A 26500-nucleotide genomic window follows, 5' to 3' on the forward strand; every position below is an offset into this window, starting at 1 on the left:
AAAGTTGAGTGGGCTACAAAACTTCTTTACCTGGCCGAGGCACTACGCATGATGTAGTAGTTCTTCCGCCCGGGCATTGCCGTGGCGAAGGTGATCGATAACCGCCAACCTGTCCCGCACTGCCTTAGCCGAGGCGCCTGTCGAGAAGAGCCGACGCCCTCGATCCTTTGCCCTCGCTGCCTTCGCAGTAGCCAATTTCGGTTGCTCAAAGACCAAGCGCATCGCCTTGGCCGCCTCATCAAGATCTGGCTCGGCCCATCGCCCGTCAGCGGCACCCTGGCGTTCACTCTCAGAAATCGGGACACGATTGCATGGGATCAGAAAACCCTCACGTCCGTCCTGCAGTTCCGCACTGAACGAATGACGTGTCACGATTGTCGGAATTCCCAGAGAGATCGCACGCGCCAGCACACGACCGGTCCCCTCGCTTCGATGAAGCGAGACATAGCACGATTGCCCCGCTACCCGACTGTTGAGGATCCGCCCGGAAATACCGTGAGAGTCACTCAACACGACCATGTCAGATCGGCCCGCAAGGGCGGCGACGAGCCGAGCGTGATCGGCGGGATAATGCTCCGCGTGAGCCGTCTCGATCACGAGCCTGGGTCCTTCGCCGGGTCGAAACGCCTTGCCGAAAGCCTCCACGATACCTAGAGGATTCTGCCGCTCAAACCCGATGTCGTAATCGACACTGGCCAAAAAAGTGAATCCAGCGGCAGCGGGACTTTCTCGTAACGGTGGTTGCTCGTGGCTCACAGGAAGAAACATTCGCATCACCGGTCGGTCGGTCGCTTGAGCGACCGCGTCGGCGGTAAATGTCGACGGTACCCAAATTTCGTGGACCATGCGGGCAGCCGTACTCATCATCTGCGAGGGCCGCTCAAAGTCCCAGAGCCACAGACCGATCATGTAACGATTCTCAAAGGCGGAAGCACCATTGTCCATCACGAAATTGGCCAGTTCTTCCGGCGAGATCACCAGAATCGTCGTGTCAAAAGGGTAATCTCCGTCGTCACCATGAGTCCACTCCTCTGAACCCGGTCGACCGTTCGACTGGTAGCTGGTCGTCGACACCTTCACGCCATGGCTGGCCAATGCCGAAGCCAACGTACGAGCCACGTGAGCTGCGGCGGTCGTGCCCTCAAATGAGCCCACCACGTTAACACCGCCACGACGAGCGCGTGCGGCAACCTTCGGCACCGGCGCCACCCCAATAGACCGTCCACGCTCGATGAAACTCGGAATCATCGCTGGTGTCATCTCATTCACTGCAACGCTGTCGACGTGATGAGCTTCAAGCAGGCCCGGTGCCAACCGACCAATCTGTTCATCCGCCTCGACACGTGCTGCCGAATCAAGTCGACTACGCGCCTCGTGCACAGCATTGATGACCCCATGGTCGCCGAAACTTCCAAATGCCGCCGCGCCAGCGAGAATACGCAACCTCGGATCTACGTCAGTATTGCGAGCCATCAACAGCAAGGGACAGGCCCGCTCCAGCCCCCGCGCACGAAGCCGCGCCGACCAGACAAGCGCCCTAGCCACCGGCAAGCGCGGTCCGAGCCTGCCGGCGGCGGCCAGTGGTTCGAGCTGATCTGGAAACCTCACCCAGATCGCCTCCAATAACGCATCAGCGACATCCATTGGTTGACTTAGCATCCGCCCGAGCACCCCCACCAGGTCGGCAACATCCAATACCTCAACTATCTCCAATACTGACCTATCCGCCGTAATGAGCCAGGAGATAAGTTCACCTAGATCCGCAGCGAACAGACCTTCGCCGCGAATTGCCTCAAGCACAACGTCAGCTGCCTCAGCAAATCTTCCAAGAGAGGCCAAAGCCTCACCTCGCACGGCTGCGAGCATATGGGCGGTGTACTCCATACCGTCATCGTCGCGACCACGCGGAGGAACGCGGGCCAATAGGGACAGCCCTGCCTCGGTCTCACCCATGGAGATCCTCATACGGCCTTCGGCGATGTCGGCCGCAATCTGAAGAACAGAGATTCTGCGCAATTCCTCCACCTGAGCAAGAGCTTCGTCGAATCGGCCCAGGCGGCCCAGAATGTAGATGAGGTTCTTCAGGGCCATCCCGTGGGTGATCGAACTCTCTGAGATCGAAACCGCCTCTTTCAAGGCCTGGACCGCCTCCTCGCTGCGGTTAGCCGTCTCAAGGGCTCGGCCGTAGTTCATCAAGCCGTAGGCCCGACTCTGACCCTTATCACCGAGAGCGGCCTTCGCGAGTTCGAGGTTGCGCTCGGCCTTATTTTTGCCTTGAAACACCTCGGCGACATAGCCGTAGTGGATAACACGTGCCCCACTCAAGTAACTGGTTCGCAAGGGCCGATCTGGATCGTCGATGGCAACCACTTGCTCGTGGAGACGGTGGCGATAGACAGCCACGCTGCGGCGGAAGAGACGGGTCGATGTATGGACCATGCGAGCATTCCCCGCCCCCTGGAGGTTCTCGACTGCTACCAAAAACGCCTCAACTTCTGAACCCTGGCTCTCTAGCAGAGTTCGCAAGGCCTGCCGATCGCCAAGAAATCTCTCGTCGGCATCGATCACAAGAACCCACTCGCCGAGTGCCTGTTCTAGTGCGGCGTTGCGAGCGCGAGCGAAGGAGCCATCCCAATAACCCTCAAAGACTCGAGCCCCCATACTCCGCGCAATCTCGACAGTACTGTCACTCGACCCGGTGTCATACACAACGATCTCGTCAACGACATCGGCCACCGACTCAAGACACGACCGAAGCATCGCCTCCTCATCTTTGACGATGAGGCAGACCGAGAGCAGAGGTGCGACGGTGGCCGTAGGGTGTGTCATTTGAGGATTCACCTAACGTATAACGGCCCGTACTTAGCCTAAATTTACCTCTCTATCTATTCAAACCTATCTATTCAAACCCGCCAGTAACATTCCTTGACTGACATTCATAGATTAAGTCTATCCTCAATACCATGGCAGGCTCTCTCCATCAAATTGACTTCCTACTCACCAGTACAGAGTCGGTCGATGAAGCCACCCCCACCGCGATCCTGCGGCAGTGGCGGACTGACCTGGTGCGGGCTTCGGTCTCCGTTTCCTACGCCATCGGCGTGTTATCTCTTGACATCGAAGTTCTCAATCACAGCCTTACGTCATCAAGTGAGGATGTCCTACAAGTAATCGTGGATGACCTCCCTCGGATACTCGCCTCTGGATGGATAGAAGGAGGATGGTCGATCTCTCCCGTCACCGAATTTGCGATAGATCAGGCAGAGGCCTTGCTGGGTCTCCACGCTGAAATGGTCACCAGCAACCTAAGTGATCACGCTGCGGTGCACGATCTCCTGGCTCGCACAAAGCAGGAACGACAGGTGTTTTACAAACTGCGAGGTCAACTTAACGACCGACTCAGTCAAATCCAGGACGTCGTGCGCAAACAATATGCAGCGGGTGTTGCCTCGATCGATGACTGGCTCAAATAAAGTAATCACCACTAGACAAAGCATTAATAGTGATTGATGGATCGACGCATCTTCGTAACATGCATATGCAGTTGGCAGGACAGCCCAGTTTGCTTTTCAAATAATGATCACACCGTGGCCCTATCCGCTGCCGACACAAACAAATGGCCAACATTGCCTTGCGTCATACCGCTTCGCTAGTCGGTTTCCTTTGGATGACTAAGGGACACGGCCGTAATCCACACCGTACGGTTTTGCGATCAGGGCAATACCAAACCCTCCCGGAACTGGTGATTTCTTGTTGCCATTGTTCGAACGCGTCATCCCACTGTTTGCGGGCTTTAGATGAAGCTGGCTTTATCGTCCATCCCATTGTGTTGGCGGGAACCCTTAGAGCACAACGTCAGAAAGAGGGCTGTCTAGATCCCCTGTTAGCTCATCGCGCAGTTCCTCGTCGGAATGCACCAGCGCAGTTGCCTTCCAGTCCCCGATAAAGTCTTCCAATTCGCTGGTAGAGCCACTGCTATGACTAACCAGAACCTGATCAAGAAGATCCTGGAGAAACTCTCGCTGATCTTCCTCAGCGAGCATGGATACCCAGGCAAAAGTCCCATAACTACTGATGTCACGATCAGACGGTGGACGACGCAAAGCCTTGCCCAGTCGAATGGAGTTCCCCATTAGGTCGGAAATGAGTGACATTTGTTGAGCCACATCGGCGGGCTGAATTATGAGCATCAGGCCATCTTTATCCCTGATAAGGGCACTAGAGTCACGAGCCTCATCAATCACGGTACGGGCATCCCTCTGGAGGTCAGTTACCTGATAGGCACTCCCCGAAAGTAGCAAACTCATAATACCCCCCTTGTATGATTATATGTAGGATTATACATATAAATACAATCTGCGCAAGCATCCAGGGCAACGTCCGGCAAATCATCCCAATACTTCATATTGCCACGCTCACCAAGGCTCAAACCACTGGTGAACAACCCCCAAAACCTTGGTATCACCTGAGTGATCTGCCCAACGTTCTTCCGACACCTATCTGGATGTCTAGATTAGGAGGTGTCCGAAGAACGTTGGGCAGATCAAAGCGGTTTCTGTAGGGCCCCGGACCAATGACTACAACACCCTTTTCTCTGAGGGTCCATCGAACCACAAGCGAGGACACTTCTGATTGGCCAACTTGACCTCAGTGGTTACACGCTCTCGGATGTCAGGCTGATCGATTCGAGCATGCGATTCCATATGAGTGAAGTCCTGCCGGGCATCTTCGCAATATAAGGCAAATGAAATGACCCTCGTTGACGAAGCGAAGGTCACTCCACCGTTATGCGACTGGTGAGAGTCGAACTCACCGCCTGCCCTACGTCATGAGGCTGCTCTATCCGCTGAGCTACAGCCGCATGAGTCGAAGGTAGTTCGCAAGACTCTTGTTCCTAAGCATGAAAGTTTGGAGTGTTAATAAGTAACGCATGTGAGTGGTGCTAAGGTTTAGTTACCTACGTCATTGGGCATAAAACCCCTTGGTTAATCTCCAAGGGGTTTTTCTTTGCAAAAAAATATTCACTATGTCTGGAGACATCTGTTCACTATGTCTCGACACATCACATGGTGGCCCTTAGCACTGCTAATACAAACAAATGTTTAACCCTGGTCGAGTGGCGAATGTGTAGATAGTCGGTGCCGATAAGGCCGGGCCCATCTGGATTATCGAGAGAACTTTCGCCACAGCCGAAGCAAGATACCCGGCTTGCGTTGACCCGGTTGTCTAATCGCATAGTAATCCGACCGTCGCGAGACCTCTCTCTCTCGCCCCATCTGAATCTGATCTTCTGTCCATCGACCACTCCAGATGACCTCACCCCTAGTAATCAAGTAGTGGGAACGACAGGGAAGTTGCCAGTTTCCAATAGATGGGTGCAGTGAAACGCCCTGCGACCCTTCGTCGACGCTCCACTCCGTTGGCCCGATGGGTGTACGAATTTTGGTTCCACAACCACACGCACAGAGGTGTGCAGCAGCGCCATACTCCTCAGCAAAATAGAGGACACCCGGCTCGAGGACTTTTGGCATGAAATGCACACGCTCGAGTTTGATTCTCACTCGGAACCTTCTTCGTAAGTTTTGAGTTCAGCGATGTTGAAAATGTGGTGATATGCCGGAGTGTCGTCTCGATAAAACCCGGCTCGATGCTTGTACTTAATAATCGCCATCGCAGCATTTAATGCGTTCAGCTCGGCAATCTGTATGTTCGCGCGATAGAGATTATCAGGTTCATCAACCAGTGCAGCGAATCCGCGGTCCCGTCTCTTTGATGCTTGATCTGGTGGGAAGTAAGTTGTACGGATAAGACCACTCAAACCGTCAGACTTCTTTTTCAGTCCCATGCCCACGTCCGCAAATGGGATCCCGGTGTTGATAAGGAGGTCAAATATGCGCGCCCGCGACGAACCTTTGTCCACGCACACAAACGCAAAGGTGACACCCTCGATTGCGTCCAGACTGGTCTCATCGATGTAGGTAGGCTCAAGCACCAACCCATGGCGGAAGTTTCCATATCGATCTTCCATGACTTGCGCTTTAGACTTGCCGAACTCTTCTTCAAGAGCTCGGCCGGGTGCGCGGAATGCGTTGTGCACATGAAAGTTGTCACCATCAAAACCGCGGATCTCCTTCACACGGGTCTTGACTAGGAAGTCCAAAACATAGGACCCAGTCCCGCCCAAGCCGATTACGGCCACTACCTCATCCTCAAACTTCGATGCGAGTGCAGCAATCTCCGCCCGGCTTGTGAGTGTATCGCGGAATTTGAAGATGGGATCGTTTGCGTCATCAGTAACCGACCTGTACGAAAGGGGTGAGACCCTGTGAGCCTCAATCGCGGGACCGCTGATGATCGCGACATAACTCTCAATTTTCGCGAAAAAGTCCACGAACCCTGTGAGAACGCCGCTAACTCTGGGCTTGTTCGAAAATGACCGCTCCACTTTGACATCGACACAAGTCTCACTTAGCGGAATGCTGGCCGGTCCGCCACCCAGGTTTGCGATGGGACTTCCGTCCAGCTCGTGAGGAGTAGATCCTGCAAAAAATATCTGGTGATCGGTCTGCTTGACGTAGTTCAGATCGATGAACTCCAACTTTGCAACGATGGCACCCCACTGCAATTCTCCAAGCGAGCCAAGATAAGGGATGTCACGAACCACTAGATGGTTCGTGACATCAAAGGCGACCGCGTAACCCTTATTGACAAGTCGCGCTAGGTCGTCGTTATGACTGACCAGTCTCTGAAACACTGAAGCTCATACCTTCCTTGACCTTAACGGACGCACCTGGCACCAATACACCTTCCGGTTTCTCCCCGTGACCATTGCGGTAAGTGACCGCGTAGGTGATGTCCGTGTGCTGCGGATAGTCAGGCACTTCAAGGGTAACGACTTGAGCGTACGAGATGTCCTCGTTCTTGGGCCACTCGTGTGGCGTGCCTTCTACGATGATGGTTACTATTTTCGAATCTTGAGCGTGTTCCATTTCTCTAACCTCCGATATCCAAGTTCGCTAACGAATGTACTATTCCCGTAATGGCTCGCTAGCCACGACTCTTTCCTTTCGACAAAAGTCGCATACAGCGATTTTAGTAAGTGCAAAGACTCACCCCGGTAGGTGGGGTTCACTTCCACAATGTCACGGTATCAGCGGGCACTGACAACCGGTCGATGCCTTCTGACTGGCAGGCTTCAACAGGTCGTCGGGTCACTGAATCGTCTAGAGATCTTCGCAACCACTTGAGCTAATTTGTCAGCACCTGAGTGACCGGAGTCAACGTTAGCGCCGCAGATGACTGAACAACTATCGAAAAGGCTCTTTCAAGACCCGCAAGGACGCCGAGACTAACAACACCCAGCGCTAGAGCAACAATTCGAGGCAAAGATTCATGGGCCTCTTCATTGCTTACATAAACGTGTGGACAGAACTGCGTTTTAAGAACCCTAGCATGGTGGGGCTCCGGTCGCGGAAAGAGCCGAGGTGCCGGAAATCGACCCCCGGGTCCTTCGGTATCAATACAGGAATTCTACGGGCGCAGTGTGTTTAACATTTTCTCAGTCCCGGATCTGACTGAGATATGTTGAGTCTATGGTTAATCTGGAGGGATTCCCGCACATCAGCCAGACGCACACGTCGCTGCGGCACTTGGCACTACCGGTGGCGGTTCCTACGAAGCCGGACGTTCTCTTTTTTGATCTTTGCACCATCCCGTGCCAATCGTGCAACCGACAGAACAAGATTTTCCTGTACCTTGCGGTCGGTCATAGGGAGCGACACCTTTTGAGGCTCCAGCCTCTCATGGAGATTCGTCCAGGAGTCTTGGCCCATACCGCGAATAAACGCCTTGCTCGACGCCAATTCTTCATGGTGGGCATGCGCACGCTGCGCAAACTCCCGCGAGAATGGCAGCAGGTGTGACTCGAGATACTCCTCGAGATAGTCCACGTGAACAATGTCGATCGCCGAGGTCTCGCCATGTTCATAACTAGGCGTTGCAGCGTCCGGTTCGTTGCGCCACAGCCGTTGCCATTGAACATTTTGCAATGTTGTCGTGCCATCGTCACTGACCACCGCCGACAGCATAGGTGCATCGATCACGCTAAGCGCGACGACGAGCTGAGCATCAAAGTAGTGGGCTGTCGAGGGTGGAGTAAGCGCGCTGCGGTAGTGGTCAACGGCACTGCGCAGAGGCAAGACAATCGATTGATAAGGATCTGATCCCGAGAGCACGATGTCCTGACCTTTGCGTTCACATCTACTGAACGTGACGCAAGAGGACGGACTGAGGATGAATTTGTGGCGGTCGAGTCCAAGGGTAAAAAGTATGGGAAGATTCCAAGTGGAACGATCATCATCAGTTTTCACGACAAGCAGTTCGCTCTTCAAACCTGAGACATGCGGAAAGTTCCCGTAAGGCGACTCCGACTCAGTGAAGAAGACATAAGGTAGGTCCGAGCGCTTACACTCAATAAGCAATGCGACCCCGGCGCGAACCCTGAATTTATTCGGATTATCATCCGCAAGATTGATCGTGGCAAGTATGTCGAGCGCCCGCATATCGCCAGTTGTCCGATCGAGGAAACCCCATTCAGGTTGCTGCTGCACGCGTTCAACCTGCCTGAGCTTGTGCGAAACGACCGTTTGCAACGGGTAACCAGATTTCGCGACCGCCTTCAAGATCTGGTCCTCTGAGACACCCGCAGGTAGCGACAAACTTGCCTGGACCTCTGCTTGATCATCTTGTTTCATACGAATCTCCTTAGACTAAGCATTATGGAGACTGTCCCGCAAGACGGCAATCTCAGTCGCCATTCTTGGTTGCCCTATTGGCTACCGGAACATGCCACCCTTGTTAGCAATTTGCGAAAGATATGTACCGGAGCAACAGGCCATGAGGCACTCGAAACACGCTTAACCGGGGTCACGGCGGTATGAGGTCAGCCGCACTGGCGCGAGTGCATGTACCGGAACAAGCAAAGTTAACCCCTGTTACAGAGGGCATCTTTCGAACATATCTGCTATTGGTGGAGCTGAGGGGATTTGAACCCCTGACCCCCTGCATGCCATGCAGGTGCGCTACCAGCTGCGCCACAGCCCCATTTACTGGGTAAAACTATTACTACGAAGGCAGACCTTACCTCACACTCACCCTCGACACGGAATCGCTTATTTCTCCCCGTTGGTTCCGCGCCACTCTCTTCGCCGTAAACGGGTTCGTGGATTGGTTGGAAGAGGTTGATTTCTCCTGGCGCACCTGCTCCCATCGACGACCTCCCTCCTCATTTCGAATTTCGCGAGGCTTTTGCTTTTAATCGAAATAGTCGAGTGCGGCCAAGCACGGACGTTCGCCCAGGCGATCTAGTTATTTGGATTATCGTCGAAAAAAGGTATTTCGACAGACTCCCTGTCTATTTCATCAGAAAAGATGGTCTCGAGCGCAATATATGCATCATCTTCTAAATCAGCGAGCATCGGCACGGCCACACAAATTAAGTCAGCCATAAGAAGTTCAGAGCGTGTAATCCCCGTACCCGTCCTATTAACAAAATCAATAGAGACTCTCCCCGTCCGCGTTGAAAATGTGGATTTTTCAATATAGGGAGTCGAACTGAAAGCGGCTGCTTTGTTTTGCAGTGCAACTTTGTTGATGTTGTTGTCCTTAGTGCTGTAATCAATAATGTCTTTTTCGTCTGCAATATGCACGTCTATGACAGACATATCGCGCCATCTATGAATGAAATTCTTAACGTTAATTCCCAATTCATTATTTTTATCATTCTGACTCTTTGGGAGTTTCTTATTATGAACGTCGGGAGCCAAATCATCCTTTAGATCTCCAATTTGTGCTGTAAAGCCTGGTCCACTCAATTCCAATAATTTCCGTGTCGGCTTCCAAGAAAATAGTGCACCGTCAGAATCATCCATCCCTAAAGGATTTTCGAATACTCGACAAGCGCGGGCACCAATTGAATTCAAATTTGCGTTAACAAGGTGTTGAAAATTATCAGTATGAGAAACTGAAGAAAGTTTCGCCAACTCGGTGATACTAATTCCTCTCCCAATCTTCCTCCAAAATGTCGGATCCGCGGACTCCATGTATTCCAGAAGAAAAAGTAAGGCTGGAGTATTCAGTTTCCCTGGCAACTCCCTTATGCCAGGAAATTGATCTATACGGCCGTTGGCTCCATCCCATACCGCATGCAGGACTTGCGTCAATCGAGAGGCTTGTGGAGCTGCGAGAAAATTTTCCATGGCGTCAAGTGCCGCGGCTGTCTCAGTTACCTTCAACTCGCCAGCACCGGAAATGCCATCCTGAATAACCTTTGCCAGATTTTCAGCTATCGGTCGTCCGATTAGAGCTCCCTTCCCACCTTGAGCAAGTGAGTTCCGAAGCATTCTCGATGTATTCCTCTGTTCGTCCTTTGGATGCATAAGAGTCTCAATAGCCAATGGCTCAGTTACAAAAATACCCGCTTCACGAGCATTCAATTCCAAACGTTTTCTTGACTGCTCGTCGCCATTAGGACTTGTAAGGCCAAACACCATGGGGTTATTCGCAACATCTAGTAGTGGAAAATCGTCGATAAGAGCCGTCAAATCGTCGGTAAAACGTAGGTAAACCTGTCTTGTTCTATTTTCGGTGGGCCAAACTAAAACCATATCTGGAGAAAAGGTGTGGTTGAAATGTTCAGTAAGTCGCACCTCCGCAGAATCATCAAAAGCCTCCAGTTCCCTAGCAACAACTTGTTTTACGCGAAATATCGATTCGCGTGGGTTCGAGTCGTCCAACGCTTCAAGAACTTGGTGAGAGTAGCCCGTTGTCATTTTTTTGTCTTCACCCCTGCCCTATTTCGTGACTGCGAATGATCCCTAAGTGTTCAAGCGAGAGAACCAATTGCTCTTGCTTTTCCGACAAAATAATCAACCACAATCTATCAGCAACAATTTTGCAGCGGTCCATGTCTATTCTTGCTCTCGCATCATCCTCCGATATACCGACATCAAAAATACGGGCTCTTTGCTCGATTACGGCCTCAGTGACCCAGGATGATGAGCACAAATCGGCCCATTGGGTGACACCATGAGGTGCCCAGGCAATCCACATAAAATGATCAGAGAATCCAGGCTGTAATTCAATCATAACGTAGCATTTTGCCAAATATTCTTTGTACTGCTGCCCCAGAGTTGACCCACTCGCATAATTTTTAACCTCAGCAAAGAAAGTTTTACCCTCAAGATCACCATGTCTAAAGAATCCCAACAGGTCAAAACTAAATGTTTCCCTATCAACCGGCCACGCGCCTGCTAGTTTCTCAGCTGCACCTCTATCTGGATTTACCCAAGGTACTTCGGCTCGTGATGTTCCTTCAAGCCAACGCTTTGCTCGTCTTGCACCATCCGCACCTTTGGCGTGTAGGGCTTCACCTACAATGGTTTTTTGCATGCAAGTGACTCTAGCGTTGGCTTTCAACTTCGTCTAGGAAAATGACTGAGCAAAGCTACTTATCCAACAAATTGTTTTACAACGTGGCCCCTGCATTGCAGCAACGCGAATAATTTCGATAAAGCCAACAGCCTCTTATTTCTCCCCGTTCGGCTCTGCGCCACTCTCTTCGCCGTAAACCGGCTCAGGAATTGACCCCGAATTGTGCTCGACCAGGTGCCAGCCTTTCGGACTCATTTGAAGGATGGACCACGCGGCATTGGAAAGTCCACCGATCACGCCCCAATGAGTCTGTGGCAGACCAAGTAGATGTCCCAGAACGCACCGCGCGGTTCCGCCGTGAGTTGTGACGATAAGTGTTTGCTCGTCTCCCCCACCAGCAAGAGCGCGTTCGATTGCCGCCACTGCACGGATTGCAACATCGGTGCGTCTCTCGCCAGTTTCGCCGGCTGGGTTGTTGTCGCCATCAATCCATCGGACAAAATTGGCCCAATCCTCAGCACGATTTTCTTTGCCTGTCTTGCCTTCCCATTTTCCGCCGTTGGTTTCACGAAGATCTGTATCGATTGCCACCGACAGTCCAATCAGATTCGATAAAGCTTCTGCCGTGACGCGCGCTCTTTGCAGATCACTTGAAATGATTTTCGTTGGCTGCATATCCGCCAATAAGCGAGCTGCATGTTCGGCTTGGTATTTGCCAACCTCGTTGAGCGGAATATCAGAGTGGCCCTGAAACCTATTGTTGATATTCCAGTCTGTTTGACCGTGGCGCCAGAGAACGACGCGATTTCCATTAGGCATGGCTATGCGCCTGCTTCACTGCTTCCAGGTCAATCTTCGGGCAGTCATTCCAGAGACGATCGAGCATGTAGTAATTGCGCAGTTCTTGGCTCTGGATGTGTACCACAAGATCAGTGTAATCAATCAGAATCCACTCGGCACCATTCTCGCGGCGCACTGGCTTCTGTCCAGCCTCGGTCATCTTCCGCTCAACCTCATCGGCGATTGACTCAACCTGCGGAATGTTCTGACCGGTGGCGATCAAGAAAACTTCACAGAGGACCAACTGATCCGACATGTCGATGGCGACGAGGTCGCGACCGAGTTTCTCGAGAATTGCATGCGCTGCAATCTCCGTACTTGCAATAACTTCTTTACTTGCGGGCATAAAGGTGTCTCTCTTTGATGTAGGTCCAAACTGACTCTGGAATATCTTTTACTTCTGCTGGATTCGCATGAATCTGCGCGCGAACTTGCGAAGCCGAAATCGGCAACGCCTGTATATCTAGTCCCTTGCCCTCACGGGCAACGACCAGAATCTCAATAAGCGCCTGGAGCTCTGCGCTTCTGTGCCACTGCTCGATGCTCTCGTACGCATCGGTGCCGACGATAAGAAGCCATTTGGCTTTCGGCCGTCCTGCCTGCAGTTCAAGAACAGTGTCGATCGTGTAGGTAGGACCCGACCGACTTACTTCTACATCGCTCACTGTGACGCGAGGTTGAATATTTTCAGGAAGTTCTTTGAGCGCCAACTTTGCCATCGCCAGCCTGTCTTCCCCTGATGCAAAAGGTGCTCGAGTGCGTAGCCACGGTTCGCCCGCGGGAACGAGTACCAACTCATCGACGATATTGAGTGAGAAAAGTTGGTGAATTACGTGAAGATGGCCGTTATGGATTGGATCGAACGTCCCGCCATAGAGGCCGATGCGAACTCGGTTGGACAATTAATCCCGGTCTAGTCGAAGGACTAAATAAAGTAGGGCTGAGAGAAGACCAAAGGTGAACAGACCAAAGAACAGTGGATCTGCAGGTAGCACTCGTGCTACTTCTGCCACCTCGCTGGCTAGTGAAATCATGGCCCGATCCTACCTGAGCCCCTCACCGATCGCCCACCAGCATCTTCTTGAAAGTCGCCTCGTCAATAATCGGCACTCCCAACTCCTGCGCCTTGGCCAATTTGGAGCCAGGATCAGCGCCCACCAGTACAAAACTGGTCTTTCCAGATACCGACGTAGATGCCTTGCCACCGTGAGCGGCGATCACCTCTGAGATTTCATCTCGATTGAACGATTCCAATCCCCCGGTAACAACGAAGGTCAGACCCGCCAAAGTTTGTGGCAATGCGGCCGCACTCTCATTGACCATGCGTACTCCGGCGTCCGCCCACTCGGAAACGATGGCGCGATGCCAATCTTGGTCGAACCATTCGACGACTGCCTCGGCAATCGTGGGACCGACCCCCTCAACATTGGCCAGTTGCTCCGCGCTTGCTTCTGAAATTGCATCCATACTTCCAAAAGATGTGGCAAGGGCTTGGGCAGCGGTCGGACCGACATGGCGGATGGATAGTGCGACAACCACTCGCCAGAGTGGACGGCTCTTTGCTTCCTGCAGGGCTGCCAGAAGTTTCTCTACATTTGCGCCGGGTGCTCCATCTTTTTTTCGAAAGAAAGCCGACTGCGATAATCGCTCCGCCGTGAGTGCAAAAAGATCGGACTCGTCCTTAATAATCTGATCGGTCAGAAGGGCTTGCGCTGCTTCATAGCCCAACACATCAATATCCAGTGCAGAACGCGAACCAATGTAAAAAATCCGCTCGCGCAATTGCGCTGGACAGAACTGAGTATTGGGGCAGCGGATATCAATGTCGCCCTCCGAGATCGCTCGGAGTTTGGACCCGCACTCAGGACACTTGGTCGGCATAACAAAAGGCTTCTCGGTGCCAGTGCGCCGCTCAATCACCGGTCCGAGGACTTCCGGAATGACGTCGCCCGCTTTCCGAATAACGACAGTGTCGCCAATCAAGATTGCTTTGCGCGCAACTTCTTGCGCGTTGTGCAAGGTCGCATTGGTGACGGTGGACCCAGCAACTTTGACCGGCTCCATGAAAGCGTAAGGGGTGACACGGCCAGTCCGACCAACGCTGACCTTTATATCGAGAAGTTTGGTTACTACTTCCTCTGGTGGGTACTTGTAAGCGATAGCCCACTTCGGTGCGCGGGAAGTGACGCCGAGATTCTCCTGTTGTGCGAAGAGGTTGACTTTAATTACCACTCCGTCGATCTCATGCTCGAGATCGTGGCGATGGGTCTGGAAATTTCCGATGTACTTGATTACTTCAAACTGCTTCGAAAAGACTTTGTAACGATTACTCGTCGGCAATCCCCATGCCTTGAGGGTTTCGTAGGCCTCACTTTGCGAAGCGAATTGGTGACCCTCGCACGCACCGACCCCATGAACAACGACGCTGAGCGGGCGTTCGGCGGTGACCCGCGGATCCTTCTGACGAAGAGAGCCTGCTGCAGCATTTCTCGGATTGGCGAAGAGTGCCTTGCCAGACTCCTCCAGCGAAGCATTGAGTTCGGCGAACGCGGCTAGTGGGAAAAACACTTCACCGCGCACCTCCATCAAAGTTGGAAGATTCTCCCCGACCAACTTGTGCGGAAGATTACGGATAGTTTTGACGTTGAGGGTCACATCCTCACCGGTCACACCATTGCCCCGGGTGAGTGCGCGAGTAAGCAGGCCGTCTTCATAGAGGAGATTGATGGCGAGCCCGTCTACCTTGAGTTCGCAGAGCCATTGCGAAATCGCGCCGCTCTTCTCCGCCCTGTCAAACCACGCGTTGAGTTCGTCCATGTCAAAGACGTTGTCCAGGCTCATCATCTTCTCGCGGTGGTTGTGCTGTTCGAAGTGAGTAGCAAACCCTCCGCCAATATTCTGCGTTGGAGAATCTGCTTCGCGCAGTTCGGGATGTTTCGCCTCCAAATCGGAAAGTTCTTTTAGAAGTGAATCAAATTCTGCATCTGTGATGACTGGAGAATCCATCACGTAATAGCGAAATTGGTGATCTCGAATCTGCTCGCTTAATTCTGCAATTCTGCGACGTACTTGCGCACTCACGATTGTGTCTCGCAAATAGTCGCCGAGCCCACCACGCGATCCCCGTCATAGATTGCCATCGCTTGTCCGGTTGCTAAGCCGAAAATCGGCTCGTCGAGTTGGGCAGTCAACAATTCGCCATTGAAGTAATAGGTGCAGGCAAGCGGCTGACCGTGAGCACGGATCTGCACGAAACCACGCCGTGGAATCTCATCGACAGAAAGACCGCACCAGACGGGGTTCTCGCCCACCATTGTTGACACCGCTAAATCCTCGCGCGACCCTACGACAACGGTATTTGTCTCAGGTTCGACTTTGAGAACAAAACGGGGCGACCCATCAATGGTCGGCACAGAAAGCCCCAATCCGCGCCGTTGTCCGATTGTGTATGTGTATGCGCCTTTGTGCTGACCGACTTGGTGTCCCTCTTGATCCACGATCGGTCCGATCTCGCTGCCCAACCGATCGCGTAACCATCCCGCGTTATCCCCGGTTGGGACAAAACAGATGTCGTGACTGTCCGGTTTGTTGGCCACGAAGAGTCCGCGCGCTTCTGCTTCCTTACGGACATCCGTTTTCCGGGTGTCACCCAGCGGGAAAATTGCGCCTTGAATCTGATCGACGGTAAGTACCGAGAGCACGTAGGACTGGTCTTTAGTTTCATCGATTGCGCGATGTAGCGTCTTGCCCATCGCTCCCTGCCGGGTGATCGCGTAATGACCGGTGACAACGCCGTCGAATTTCATGGCACGTGCACGGTCTAAAACAGCGGCGAATTTGATCTTCTCATTGCACCGCAGACAGGGGTTGGGGGTACGTCCCGCGGAATATTCGGCCAGGAAGTTCTCTACGACTTCCTCGTGAAACTCTTGCGCCATGTCCCAGATATAGAAAGGAATGCCGATCACATCGGCAGCGCGCCTGGCATCGTGCGAATCCTCGATGGTGCAGCACCCGCGCGCGCCAGAGCGGTACTTCTGCGGATTGGATGCGAGCGCAAGATGGACACCGATGACATCGTGACCCGCCTCAACCGCGCGGGCAGCAGCCACTGCTGAGTCGACACCGCCGCTCATCGCCGCAATCAGTTTCATCGAAGATTAGCCATCCGTCCGCGATCAATCACCGAGGGAAGAACGCGCAGGGTCTCATCGATCTCTGCAAATGTTGTCGTTGTGCCAAGTGAGAACCGAAGGCTCGACATCGCACTCGTCTCCGTGTGCCCCATCGCCAATAGGACATGGCTTGGTCGGTGAACTCCTGCGCTGCATGCCGATCCTGTCGAGCATGAAATCCCTTCGGCATCTAGTAGCAACAACAACGTATCGCTTTCGGTGCCAGGGAAAGTGACGCTGATGATTCCAGGAAGGCGCGTGGATTCAATTCCATTGATATAGGCATCAGGAATGACTTCCACTATCCGCCGGGCAAAGTCATCTCGAATTTGCGCTACTCGGAAATTGCGAACCTCAAATGTTTCCACCGATTCCTTGACAGCAGCAGAAAATGCAAGAATCGAAGGGGCATTCAATGTGCCACTTCGAATCTCGCGCTCCTGTCCCCCACCGTGAAGCAAGGCCGGAATCTCTACTGCCCGACGCAACACAAGGACGCCGATGCCAAATGGTCCACCGATTTTGTGTGCGCTGATCGTCATTGCAGTAAGCCCGAGTTCGCTAAAAGAAAGCGGCACTTTTCCGAAACTCTGCACCGCATCGCAGTGCACTGGTATGGAATTGATCTTTGCCAACTCAACAACTTCCGCGATCGGTTGGATCACTCCGGTTTCATTATTTGAAGCCATCACCGATATGACGGCAACCTCATCACCGCGCTGCGCGATGAGATTGGTGAGTTCGCCAATATTGAGAACCCCGCTGGAGTCCACACCGATCTTGACTAGTTCGGCACCTTCATGTTCGACCAGCCACTGCGCTGGGTCAAGGATCGCGTGATGCTCAATCGCTGAAATGACGACGAGGTTGCGACCAATTTTCTGACCAGCCCAGAAAAGCCCCTTCAGGGCGGTGTTATTTGCCTCAGTGCCGGAGGCAGTGAAGATGACTTCGCTGGGAAGCGACCCGATTGAGGTAGCGACTACTTCCCGCGCTTCTTCGATTTCCTTCCGGATGGCGCGGCCGTGAGTGTGCAGGCTGGAGGGGTTACCCAACTTCCTCATCTGTGCAGTCACAGTCTCGATCGCACCATCCACCATCGGTGTCGTTGCAGCGTGGTCGAGATAAATGGACATAGGGCAAGTCTAGGACTTGCGGGCTCGCACGCCTTCGCTGGCCTGAGGCAGGACCGCAAAGAGGTCCCCCACTACGCCGAAATCAGCCAACTCAAAGATGGGAGCGTCAGGATCCTTATTTATTACCACAATTGTCTTGCTGGTCTGCATGCCCGCCCGATGCTGTATCGCACCGGAAATTCCACATGCAACGTAGAGCTGCGGGCTGACGGTCTTACCTGTCTGTCCCACTTGATGGGAGTGCGGGTACCACCCTGCATCTGTCGCGGCGCGCGATGCGCCGACCGCGGCACCGAGGAGGTCTGCGAATGTTTCCACCGGAGAGAAATCGCCATTGGTACCGCGACCACCGGAGACAATGATTTGAGCTTCTGTGAGTTCGGGACGACCGCCAGTGACGGGTGGTTCCAAGGAGAGAACTTCGGCGAGTTTGGCAGAGGCTGGGATTTCAACTGTTGCGTTGATGATTTCTGGCGCACTTGACGACATCTCTGGCGTGACTGCATTCGGGCGGACCGTGATGATTGAAATCTCAGTGGACACACGAGAGTGAACCGTCATCGAACCACCGAAAATCAATTGCGTCGCACTTAGATCTGCTGCAACATCGACAACATCCGTGAGCAGTCCTGAATCGGTAGCAACCGCAACACAGCCCGCGACCTCTTTCCCAAATGCGCTAGATGCAATGAGAAGTGCTTTCGGTTTCATCTGCGCAAGGAGTTGGCTAATCGCTGCACTAGCGGCAGGGACGCCAAATCTCGTGAAGTCATCGCTCTCGACAACTAAGACCTTTGAAATCGGACCACTATTGATGAGCCCCGCTAACGCAGCGCCGCGACCCATTGGCGCCAAAAGAATTGCGGTGACCGACCCCGCACGAGCACCAACGGTCGCGAGTTCGAAAGTCGTCTTTGCGATCTTCTCGCCTGTGAATTCCGCCAGGATAAAAATATCGCTCATATCAATTTCTTTTCGACGAGGAAGTTGACGAGTTCATTTCCACCACTGCCATCATCGACAACTTTTATGCCGGCAGCACGAGGTGGGCGTTGCGTTGCATCGACGACGACACTCTTAGCCCCAGCCGCTCCCACGAGACTGGCTTCGACGCCGACCGTTGCAAGAGAGCGGATCTCCATCGGCTTCTTCTTCGCCGCCATAATCCCCTTGAAGGACGGGTATCGGGGTTCGTTGATTTTCTCTACAACGCTAATAACCGCCGGAAATGCAGCGCGCATTTTCTCGATACCTAAATCCGTATTGCGTTCGATCGCTACGGTCTTTGCGGCAGCATCGATAGTGAGCGACCCAGCAAAAGTTAATTGGGCCCAACCCAGGTGCGCGGCAAGCATCGCGGGAATAACACTCATCCGCGCATCAGTTGATTCAGTGCCACAGATGACCAGATCAAATTCACCCTGCGTAATGACCGAGGCGAGCACTTTCGATGTCGCCAGGGCATCCGAACCAGCGAGCGCATCGTCAGTGATGATGATGGCGCCATCGGCTCCCATCGAGAGTGCCTTGCGCGCAGCATCGACCGTGCGCTCAGGTCCCATTGAGATCACCGTGACTGAGTTCGGGGCGCCTTCGCCGCTTCCTCCATTGGCCTCGACAATACGCAGCGCTTCCTCCACTGCGTACTCGTCCAGATCATTGAGAACAGCATCCACGTTGACCCGGTCGAGCCGACCGTCCTGCATCTTCTTCTCCGCCCAAGAATCGGGAACTTGCTTGACGCAGACAGCGATCTTCATGGTGGGATGCTACTTGGCGGTACAGGCGGAAACAATTTCGGCAGGCGGAAAGGCCTGTGAGTTCGCGTAGGAGCGCATTGCAGGCAAAGATAGAACGGTGCTACCAGCCGATCATCGCTTCCTAGGCGCAACGCCGACACACGAGGGCACCAATTTTGCCCTCTGGTCGGAAGCCGCCGATGCGGTCGAGCTCTGCCTCTTCAACGAAATCAACGGTCGCCTGGTTGAAACTCGCTTTGCGCTAGCCCACCGGACTGGACCGATCTGGCATGGATATCTGGCCGGAGTTCGACCTGGACAGCGATACGGCTATCGGGTTTATGGCCCATGGGAACCTGAACGGGGGTTGCGATTCAACTCAGCCAAGCTCCTCCTCGATCCCTATACCCATCTTCTAGATGGCCAGGTCCAGTACGTACCTGAGATCTACGGGCATGTGAGTAAAGACGGTCTCGGCGACGGCGACCTATCTATCCGAGATAACCGTGACAGCGCGGGGAAAGTCCCCTATTCGGTCGTGACCCACCATCTTGCCCGAAAAATTGACCGCCTCAACACCCCGTGGCCGAAGACTCTTATCTACGAAACCCATGTTCAAGGAATAAGTGCTGCAAATCCAGAGATTGACGAGAGCGAACGCGGCACATACCGGGGGCTCGGTCATGCCAGCACGATCGCGCATCTCAAGAAGATGGGAATCACCGCCCTCGAACTCCTGCCGATTCAGCATTCCATAACCGAACCTGCCATCTGGTCACGTGGGCGGCGCAATTATTGGGGATACAACCCGATTTCATTTAGCGCGCCCCACCGCGGCTACGCGGCGGGCGAGGATCCGATATCCGAATTGCAGTGGGCGATCGATCGCCTGCACGATGCCGGTATCGAGGTGATTTTGGATGTCGTCTATAACCACACCGGCGAAGGCGGCCTGGGCGGACCCACGCTCTCTTTCCGAGGAATCGATCACAAGGCCTGGTACAGCCATCTTTCCGATTCGGAATACATCGATGTCACCGGATGCGGAAACACCGTCAACGCCGGCCAGCCACATTCGGTCCGGCACATCGTGGATTCCCTCCGGTGGTGGAGCGAAGTGATCGGGGTAGATGGATTTCGGTTTGATCTGGCAACCGCGCTTTATCGAAATCATTCCGCATCTGATTCCTCTCTCTTTACTGCGATTTGCGCCGACCCAGAATTACGAGATCTCAAGCTCATTGCCGAACCGTGGGATGTTTCGCGATATAGCCTGGGCGATTTCGCATATCCGTGGCGCGAGTGGAATGACCATTACCGCGATGCGGTACGTCAATTCTGGTTGGGTGATTTAGCACGCGGGTTCGGCGAAGGAGTTGGAGACATCGCCTCGCGCATTGGTGGCTCCAGCGATATTTTCTACTTTCGCGGACCGACTTCGTCGATCAATTTCGTCACGGCGCATGATGGCTTCACTCTCAACGATTTGGTTACTTACCAACATAAGCGAAACGAACCCAATGGTGAAGACAATCGCGATGGCGGCGCTGGGAATCGCTCATGGAATGTAGGAGTTGAAGGTCCAACAGACAACTCAGAAATCAATGCGACCAGAAAGTGTTTGAAGAAATCCATGCTCACGACTTTGATGCTCTCCTCCGGTGTGCCGATGCTCGCAATGGGCGATGAAGTAAGCCGGACTCAGAATGGATCCAATAATGCATACTCCCAACCCTGGGAAGGCGATGACGATTTCGGAGTAAACCTCAATTGGAATCTCAATGACGATGAGGAGGACATGCTGGAAGCAACGGCGACACTGTCACGAATCCGATCCACATATCTTGCTGATGTCTCCTCTGATTTCTTTACGGGTGCACTCGATCGCGGTACTCAACGCAAAGACGTCGCCTGGTTCAGCTTGGGCGGACGCGAGATGACGGACACGCACTGGCAAGATGGTGAAAAAAGAAGTTTGACGATTTTTATCGAAGCTAGTTCAAATCGCGCTCTCGTGGTCATGCTCAACTCATCACGACATGAGACTGCGTTTACGCTTCCAAATGAGAAGTGGGGGCATTCCTATAGATGTATTTTCGACGCATCAGAGGTGACATCAACTTATGAACCCGTTATTGCTAAGCCGTCGGCAAAAGTAAATGTTGCCCCGCATTGCGCTCAAGTGTGGCTGGTTTCACGAACTCTTTCTTCATAGAATTTTCACATACTGGTTAGTACGGCCTCTGCCCCTCTAAAATCTACTCCGTGCTTGCAATAGTCGCCCCCGGGCAAGGATCGCAGACCCCCGGGTTTCTCTCCCCTTGGATTGAAGATGCCAAACTCAAATCCACGCTAGAGGAATTTTCAGAAACGATTGGACTTGATCTTCTGCATCTTGGCACTCTGGCTGACGCTGACGAAATTCGCGATACATCCAATGCGCAACCACTTATTGTGAGTGCCGGAATTCTCGGAATGAAAGCTTTGGGTGGCGTTAAATTTTCAATCACTGCCGGACATTCGGTCGGCGAAATAACTTCCGCCGCTATTGCCGGGGTGATTTCCGAGGTGGACGCCATGCGATTGGTGCGCGAGCGCGGAGCGGCCATGGCAGTAGCCGCAGCCCAGACACCCACTGGCATGTCAGCAGTGCTGGGCGGCGATCGAAATGAAGTTATTTCTGCGCTCACCGCACTTGGACTAGTGGGAGCAAATGAGAACGGGGCTGGACAGATTGTCGCGGCCGGAAAACTCGCAGCCCTGGCTGCACTAGAAGCCAATCCGCCGGCGGGGGCAAGAGTGAGACCACTCGCTGTCGCTGGTGCCTTTCATACTGAGGTGATGGAACCTGCCATTGGAAAGTTGCAAAGATTCGCAGAAGGAATTCCAGTAAGTGATCCGCGCGTAGTAATTCTTTCCAACAAGGAAGGCGCCGAGGTCACAAGTGGGCGTGAAGTTCTAGATCGAATCGTACGTCAAATCGCCAACCCGGTTCGTTGGGATCTTTGCATGGAAGCCATGAAGGCGCTCGGCGTCACCGCAGTAATCGAACTTCCCCCCGCCGGAACTCTTATCGGACTCATCAAACGAGCCCTACCGGGGGTTGAGACTTTGGCACTCAAAAGCCCAGCAGACCTAGATGCAGCACGCGATTTAATTTCCCGACAGAGCGAGACCCAGTGAGAACAGTTGAGAGACAAAGAGATAAGGGTGGAGCGCCATGATCAATGTCCGCAAAGGAACTTTCAGTCGAATATTGAGTGTCGGCGGCTATCAACCATCAATCAATGTTCCCAACTCGGAAATTGTTGATCGCATCGATTCGAGCGATGAATGGATTCGCCAACGCACTGGAATTGAATCTCGCCGATTTGGCGCCGAGCACGAGAGCGTTCTGTTCATGGCAGAGGCCGCCTGTCGGCAAGCAGTGGAGCGGACCAATATTGCAATGACTGATATTGATACGGTCATTGTCGCCACGATTACATTCCCTTACCAAGCACCGAGCGCTGCAACCGCATTGATCGCGCGACTTGGAAATCCGACAGCAGCAGCGTTTGATATCAGTGCCGCATGTGCTGGATTCTGTTACGGCGTTGGTATGGCCAGTGACCTTATCCGCTCTGGCACATCCAAATATGTTCTGGTGGTTGGCGTGGAGAAGCTCTCCGACTTCACCAATCCCGATGATCGAGCCACAGCATTTATTTTTGCCGACGGGGCGGGTGCGGTTGTTATCGGGCCTTCCGAGGAGCCTGGAATCGGACCCATGGTTTGGGGTTCTGATGCTGAAAACCGCGATGCAATTTTGCTCGAGCCGTCATGGACTGATATCAAAAAGGGTGATTCAGCCGCGCTCTGGCCGACTCTTACCCAACAAGGACAGACTGTCTTTCGTTGGGCAGTATTCTCCATGAGCAAGGTCGGTAAGCAGATACTCGAAGCGGCCGGCGTGACCCCGGATCAACTTGACGCTTTTATCCCGCACCAGGCAAATGTGCGCATTATTGAATCGATGGCAAGGGAGATAGGCATCCCTGAGAATGTTGTGATCGCCAAGGACATACGGACCGCCGGAAATACTTCGGCAGCGTCAATCCCGCTGGCAATGTCGGCTTTGCTCGAAGAACAGCCCCATTTGCATGGCGGATTGGCGTTACTCATCGGTTATGGCGCAGGATTGGTCTATGCGGGTCAGGTAGTCAAACTGCCTCCCGCACCTTTCACAAGTAAAAACTAAAAGCAACTAAGAGACAACTAAAAGGAATAGGTACAGAAACAATGGCACTTTCACAAGCAGAAGTACTCGCAGGAATCAAAGAGATCGTCGAAGAAGTTGCAGGAATACCTGCCGCCTCCGTTGAGATGGACAAGAACTTTACCGATGACCTAGATGTCGATTCCTTGAGCATGGTTGAAGTTGTTGTTGCCGCGGAAGAACGCTTCGGCGTGAAGATTCCAGATGATCAGGTCTCTGATCTGGCAACTGTTGGCGATGCAGTGAATTTCATCGTTAAGGTTTCTGCATAATTCTTGATTCGGAGAACCAAAGAATGTCTCGTCGTCGCGTAGTAGTAACAGGGCTAGGTGCAACCACGCCGTTAGGTGGAGATGTCGCCACTTCATGGTCGGCTCTTCTGGCCGGCCAGAGTGGAGTGCGCACTCTCACCGAAGAGTGGGCCAGCACTATCCCGGTCACTATTGCCGCACGGGTCGCAGTCGAACCGAGTGAGGTCATGGATCGCGTTGAAATGCGCCGACTGGACCGATCAGAGCAATTCGCCCTCATCGCTGCGCGGGAAGCGTGGAAGGATGCCGGCGCACCCGATGTAGATCTCGACCGACTGGGTGTTGTGATTGCCTCTGGCATCGGTGGCGTCATCACAATGCTTGATCAATATGACATATTGAAAGGCAAAGGCTCACGCTTCGTAAGCCCGCATACCGTTCCGATGCTCATGCCAAATGGACCCGCGGCAAATGTTGGACTCGAACTCAAAGCTCGCGCTGGTGTGCACACTCCAGTGAGTGCATGCGCATCAGGTGCCGAAGCGGTTGGTTATGCAATGGAAATGATCCGCACCAATCGTGCAGAGATTATTGCTGCCGGTGGTGTTGAAGCTGCGGTCCACGCCTTGCCAATGGCCGGATTCGCCGCCATGAAAGCACTCTCCACCCGAAACGACGATCCCGCTCGGGCTTCGCGTCCATATGATCTTGATCGAGATGGCTTTGTGCTCGGTGAAGGTGGCGGAGTACTTATTCTTGAAGAACTCGAACATGCAAAAGCGCGCGGTGCAAAAATTTATGCAGAAATCGTTGGACAAGGTCTTACATCGGATGGTTATCACATCGCCGCGCCTGATCCAGATGGCAGCGGAGTTCAGCGAGCAATCGCCTTCGCACTGCGGGATGCCGGACTTACAACACGCGACATCGTGCATCTCAACGCACATGCGACCTCTACCCCTGTCGGCGATATCGCAGAGGCCAACGCCCTCCGCCTTGCCCTGGGTGCAGATGCCGACCACGTAGCAGTGTCGGCTACTAAATCAATGACGGGACACCTACTTGGTGGCGCGGGCGCAATTGAGTCAGTATTTATTGTGAAAGCGCTGCAAGAGCGAATGGCTCCCCCAACCATCAACATTGAAAACCTTGATCCAGCTATAACAATCAACGTAGTCCGCGACAAGCCTCGCGCACTTCCTGCGGGAGATATCGCCGCACTCAATGATTCATTTGGTTTTGGTGGACATAACGTGGTGTTGGCATTTGCTTCCTACTGAAATGAATCCGCGCGACCCAGAAGTAAGAATGGGCCGTCTTGCGGATACCGGATCGCTCACCCTGATCACTCCTCGTGATGAATCTGGAATGCTCGCCGCCACAGCCACTGTCGCCGGCAAGTCGGTAATAATCTTTGCGTCAGATGCCACAATTCAAGGTGGAGCACTCGGACCAGATGGAGCACGGGTCATTGTTGCCGCTTACAACGCTGCGATGGCGGCGCGAATCCCCGTGATTGGAATATGGCATTCAGGTGGTGCTCGCTTGCGCGACGGGGTTCTCTCACTCAACGCCTTTGGCGAAGTTTTTCAATCAATGATCACAGCGAGTGGGAAGATTCCACAACTTTCATTGGTACTCGGACCGACTGCAGGTGGCGGAGCGTACGGCCCGGCACTCACTGATGTTGTTGTATTGGCGCCAGAGGGAAGAATCTTTGTAACCGGTCCCGATGTTGTCAAAAGTGTCACAGGTGAAACCATCGACATGGCCAAACTTGGTGGACCAGATGCGCATCGCAGAAATAGCGGTGTCGCTCACGTCATCGCACGTTCGGAGGAAGAAGCCTTCGAAGAAATTCGCTCGCTCACTTCACTCTTCGCAGATCAAGGTGAGGTCACCCTTCCACTTCAAGATCTCGATCTTGGATCACTTGTCCCTGATGCGAAGAAACGTACGTATGAGGTCCTTCCACTCGTCGATGCACTTCTCGATGAGGGCCAAGCAAAAATCGAACTCCTTCCTATGTGGGCACCAAATATCATCACAAAACTTGGGCGCGTTGGCGGTCGAACTGTCGGAATCGTCGCCAACAACCCCGCTCACTTAGGCGCCGCCCTTGATTCATCTGCCGCAGAAAAGGCGGCTCGCTTTGTCCGCACCTGTGACTCGTTCGGTATCCCGCTCATTGTCGTTGTCGACGTTCCCGGATTCTTACCTGGGGCAGGCCAAGAATGGGAGGGCGCAGTCAGACGAGGCGCCAAATTACTTCATGCATTTGGTGAGGCGGTTGTACCTCGGATCACTCTAATCACCCGTAGGGCATACGGTGGAGCCTACGTCGCAATGAATTCTCGCTCCCTCGGTGCAACCAAAGTCTTTGCTTGGCCAACCGCTGAAGTATCGGTCATGGGCGCGGTTGCAGCAGTTCGTGTGCTCCACCGCAGGCTGCTCGCCGACCTGCCGGAAGAACAGAGAGAGATGATGGAACTCGAACTCGCTGCGAAGCACGATCAAATATCAGGCGGAGTTGCCCGCGCAGTCGAAATTGGTGTCGTTGATGAAATTATCGACCCCAAGAAGACGCGCCAGATTATTGCGCGAGCGATTAAAACTGCCCCACAGCATCGTGGAATCCACGGCAATATCCCGCTTTAATCCCTCTTTAAGA

General features: G+C 53.3%; 24 protein-coding genes and 2 tRNA genes. 7 read left to right on the top strand and 19 right to left on the bottom strand.

Going from position 1 to position 26500, the window contains the following annotated elements:
* Positions 1-42 precede the first annotated feature (42 nt).
* Positions 43-2829, bottom strand: coding sequence for a glycosyltransferase (locus tag VMW30_07665; protein HUW88234.1), 2787 nt, complete (start codon positions 2827-2829; stop codon positions 43-45).
* A gap of 134 nt (positions 2830-2963) precedes the next feature.
* Between VMW30_07665 and VMW30_07670 the strand changes: the two genes are divergently transcribed.
* Complete coding sequence (locus tag VMW30_07670; protein HUW88235.1) at positions 2964-3473, top strand: hypothetical protein; 510 nt, start codon at positions 2964-2966, stop codon at positions 3471-3473.
* A 369-nt stretch (positions 3474-3842) separates the two neighbouring features.
* On the opposite strand, the gene VMW30_07675 is transcribed toward VMW30_07670, so the two are convergent.
* From VMW30_07675 to VMW30_07760, 18 genes are all read right to left on the bottom strand, one after another.
* Positions 3843-4307, bottom strand: a complete 465-nt coding sequence (locus VMW30_07675) for a hypothetical protein (GenBank protein HUW88236.1) — start codon at positions 4305-4307, stop codon at positions 3843-3845.
* 481 nt (positions 4308-4788) lie between these two features.
* Positions 4789-4861 (bottom strand) — tRNA-OTHER (locus VMW30_07680).
* A 304-nt stretch (positions 4862-5165) separates the two neighbouring features.
* The gene (locus tag VMW30_07685) at positions 5166-5531 is read right to left on the bottom strand and encodes a DUF6527 family protein (GenBank protein HUW88237.1); all 366 of its coding nucleotides are present in this window, start codon (positions 5529-5531) and stop codon (positions 5166-5168) included.
* Between the two features lie 26 nt (positions 5532-5557).
* Positions 5558-6754: a ThiF family adenylyltransferase gene (locus VMW30_07690; GenBank protein HUW88238.1), complete on the bottom strand. Its 1197-nt coding sequence runs from the start codon at positions 6752-6754 to the stop codon at positions 5558-5560.
* On the bottom strand, positions 6729-6989 hold the full coding sequence (locus VMW30_07695) for a multiubiquitin domain-containing protein (GenBank protein HUW88239.1): 261 nt from the start codon (positions 6987-6989) through the stop codon (positions 6729-6731). The genes VMW30_07690 and VMW30_07695 overlap by 26 nt, the downstream gene beginning before the upstream one ends.
* Positions 6990-7655: 666 nt before the next feature.
* The gene (locus VMW30_07700) at positions 7656-8753 is read right to left on the bottom strand and encodes a hypothetical protein (GenBank protein ID HUW88240.1); all 1098 of its coding nucleotides are present in this window, start codon (positions 8751-8753) and stop codon (positions 7656-7658) included.
* Between the two features lie 273 nt (positions 8754-9026).
* Positions 9027-9102: transfer RNA gene (locus VMW30_07705), tRNA-Ala, on the bottom strand.
* 260 nt (positions 9103-9362) lie between these two features.
* A complete protein-coding gene (locus VMW30_07710) occupies positions 9363-10829 on the bottom strand; it encodes a hypothetical protein (GenBank protein HUW88241.1) in 1467 nt (488 codons plus the stop codon).
* A gap of 10 nt (positions 10830-10839) precedes the next feature.
* The gene (locus VMW30_07715; GenBank protein HUW88242.1) at positions 10840-11448 is read right to left on the bottom strand and encodes a hypothetical protein; all 609 of its coding nucleotides are present in this window, start codon (positions 11446-11448) and stop codon (positions 10840-10842) included.
* A gap of 135 nt (positions 11449-11583) precedes the next feature.
* Entirely contained in the window at positions 11584-12249 is a 666-nt protein-coding gene (locus VMW30_07720; protein HUW88243.1) for a histidine phosphatase family protein, read from the bottom strand.
* Positions 12242-12616, bottom strand: a complete 375-nt coding sequence (rsfS, locus tag VMW30_07725) for a ribosome silencing factor (GenBank protein HUW88244.1) — start codon at positions 12614-12616, stop codon at positions 12242-12244. The genes VMW30_07720 and rsfS overlap by 8 nt, the downstream gene beginning before the upstream one ends.
* On the bottom strand, positions 12603-13172 hold the full coding sequence (gene nadD, locus VMW30_07730) for a nicotinate (nicotinamide) nucleotide adenylyltransferase (GenBank protein HUW88245.1): 570 nt from the start codon (positions 13170-13172) through the stop codon (positions 12603-12605). Before nadD ends, rsfS begins: the two co-directional genes overlap by 14 nt.
* The gene (locus VMW30_07735; GenBank protein HUW88246.1) at positions 13173-13304 is read right to left on the bottom strand and encodes a hypothetical protein; all 132 of its coding nucleotides are present in this window, start codon (positions 13302-13304) and stop codon (positions 13173-13175) included.
* Positions 13305-13326: 22 nt separating this feature from the next.
* Positions 13327-15351 carry an NAD-dependent DNA ligase LigA gene (gene ligA, locus VMW30_07740; GenBank protein HUW88247.1) on the bottom strand — a complete coding sequence of 675 codons (2025 nt, stop codon included), beginning with the start codon at positions 15349-15351 and terminating at the stop codon, positions 13327-13329.
* Entirely contained in the window at positions 15348-16424 is a 1077-nt protein-coding gene (mnmA, locus tag VMW30_07745) for a tRNA 2-thiouridine(34) synthase MnmA (GenBank protein HUW88248.1), read from the bottom strand. The genes ligA and mnmA overlap by 4 nt, the downstream gene beginning before the upstream one ends.
* Positions 16421-17581 (bottom strand): cysteine desulfurase family protein, encoded by a 1161-nt coding sequence (locus VMW30_07750; protein HUW88249.1) that lies wholly within the window; start codon positions 17579-17581, stop codon positions 16421-16423. The genes mnmA and VMW30_07750 overlap by 4 nt, the downstream gene beginning before the upstream one ends.
* Positions 17582-17590: 9 nt before the next feature.
* Positions 17591-18544, bottom strand: a complete 954-nt coding sequence (locus tag VMW30_07755) for an electron transfer flavoprotein subunit alpha/FixB family protein (protein ID HUW88250.1) — start codon at positions 18542-18544, stop codon at positions 17591-17593.
* The gene (locus tag VMW30_07760; protein ID HUW88251.1) at positions 18541-19341 is read right to left on the bottom strand and encodes an electron transfer flavoprotein subunit beta/FixA family protein; all 801 of its coding nucleotides are present in this window, start codon (positions 19339-19341) and stop codon (positions 18541-18543) included. Before VMW30_07760 ends, VMW30_07755 begins: the two co-directional genes overlap by 4 nt.
* 97 nt (positions 19342-19438) lie before the next feature.
* On the opposite strand from VMW30_07760, the gene glgX reads away from it, so the two are divergent.
* The 6 genes from glgX to VMW30_07790 are packed head-to-tail and all read left to right on the top strand — an operon-like array spanning position 19439 to position 26487.
* Positions 19439-21535, top strand: a complete 2097-nt coding sequence (glgX, locus tag VMW30_07765) for a glycogen debranching protein GlgX (GenBank protein HUW88252.1) — start codon at positions 19439-19441, stop codon at positions 21533-21535.
* Positions 21536-21585: 50 nt separating this feature from the next.
* Entirely contained in the window at positions 21586-22503 is a 918-nt protein-coding gene (locus VMW30_07770; protein ID HUW88253.1) for an ACP S-malonyltransferase, read from the top strand.
* Positions 22504-22540: 37 nt separating this feature from the next.
* Positions 22541-23560, top strand: a complete 1020-nt coding sequence (locus VMW30_07775; protein HUW88254.1) for a beta-ketoacyl-ACP synthase III — start codon at positions 22541-22543, stop codon at positions 23558-23560.
* 41 nt (positions 23561-23601) lie between these two features.
* A complete protein-coding gene (locus tag VMW30_07780; GenBank protein HUW88255.1) occupies positions 23602-23850 on the top strand; it encodes an acyl carrier protein in 249 nt (82 codons plus the stop codon).
* Positions 23851-23873: 23 nt separating this feature from the next.
* Entirely contained in the window at positions 23874-25109 is a 1236-nt protein-coding gene (fabF, locus tag VMW30_07785; protein HUW88256.1) for a beta-ketoacyl-ACP synthase II, read from the top strand.
* A 1-nt stretch (position 25110) separates the two neighbouring features.
* On the top strand, positions 25111-26487 hold the full coding sequence (locus VMW30_07790) for a carboxyl transferase domain-containing protein (GenBank protein HUW88257.1): 1377 nt from the start codon (positions 25111-25113) through the stop codon (positions 26485-26487).
* Positions 26488-26500 lie beyond the last annotated feature (13 nt).

The organism is Candidatus Paceibacterota bacterium, from assembly GCA_035530615.1.
Lineage (GTDB): Bacteria > Actinomycetota > Actinomycetes > Nanopelagicales > Nanopelagicaceae > QYPT01.

Coding starts and splice junctions, on each gene's coding strand:
- VMW30_07665 (HUW88234.1), bottom strand. CDS start 2,829: ATGACACACCCTACGGCCACCGTCGCACCTCTGCTCTCGGTCTGCCTC.
- VMW30_07670 (HUW88235.1), top strand. CDS start 2,964: ATGGCAGGCTCTCTCCATCAAATTGACTTCCTACTCACCAGTACAGAG.
- VMW30_07675 (HUW88236.1), bottom strand. CDS start 4,307: ATGAGTTTGCTACTTTCGGGGAGTGCCTATCAGGTAACTGACCTCCAG.
- VMW30_07685 (HUW88237.1), bottom strand. CDS start 5,531: ATGCCAAAAGTCCTCGAGCCGGGTGTCCTCTATTTTGCTGAGGAGTAT.
- VMW30_07695 (HUW88239.1), bottom strand. CDS start 6,989: ATGGAACACGCTCAAGATTCGAAAATAGTAACCATCATCGTAGAAGGC.
- VMW30_07700 (HUW88240.1), bottom strand. CDS start 8,753: ATGAAACAAGATGATCAAGCAGAGGTCCAGGCAAGTTTGTCGCTACCT.
- VMW30_07710 (HUW88241.1), bottom strand. CDS start 10,829: ATGACAACGGGCTACTCTCACCAAGTTCTTGAAGCGTTGGACGACTCG.
- VMW30_07715 (HUW88242.1), bottom strand. CDS start 11,448: ATGCAAAAAACCATTGTAGGTGAAGCCCTACACGCCAAAGGTGCGGAT.
- VMW30_07720 (HUW88243.1), bottom strand. CDS start 12,249: ATGCCTAATGGAAATCGCGTCGTTCTCTGGCGCCACGGTCAAACAGAC.
- rsfS (HUW88244.1), bottom strand. CDS start 12,616: ATGCCCGCAAGTAAAGAAGTTATTGCAAGTACGGAGATTGCAGCGCAT.
- VMW30_07735 (HUW88246.1), bottom strand. CDS start 13,304: ATGATTTCACTAGCCAGCGAGGTGGCAGAAGTAGCACGAGTGCTACCT.
- mnmA (HUW88248.1), bottom strand. CDS start 16,424: ATGAAACTGATTGCGGCGATGAGCGGCGGTGTCGACTCAGCAGTGGCT.
- VMW30_07750 (HUW88249.1), bottom strand. CDS start 17,581: ATGTCCATTTATCTCGACCACGCTGCAACGACACCGATGGTGGATGGT.
- VMW30_07755 (HUW88250.1), bottom strand. CDS start 18,544: ATGAGCGATATTTTTATCCTGGCGGAATTCACAGGCGAGAAGATCGCA.
- VMW30_07760 (HUW88251.1), bottom strand. CDS start 19,341: ATGAAGATCGCTGTCTGCGTCAAGCAAGTTCCCGATTCTTGGGCGGAG.
- VMW30_07775 (HUW88254.1), top strand. CDS start 22,541: ATGATCAATGTCCGCAAAGGAACTTTCAGTCGAATATTGAGTGTCGGC.
- VMW30_07780 (HUW88255.1), top strand. CDS start 23,602: ATGGCACTTTCACAAGCAGAAGTACTCGCAGGAATCAAAGAGATCGTC.
- fabF (HUW88256.1), top strand. CDS start 23,874: ATGTCTCGTCGTCGCGTAGTAGTAACAGGGCTAGGTGCAACCACGCCG.
- VMW30_07790 (HUW88257.1), top strand. CDS start 25,111: ATGAATCCGCGCGACCCAGAAGTAAGAATGGGCCGTCTTGCGGATACC.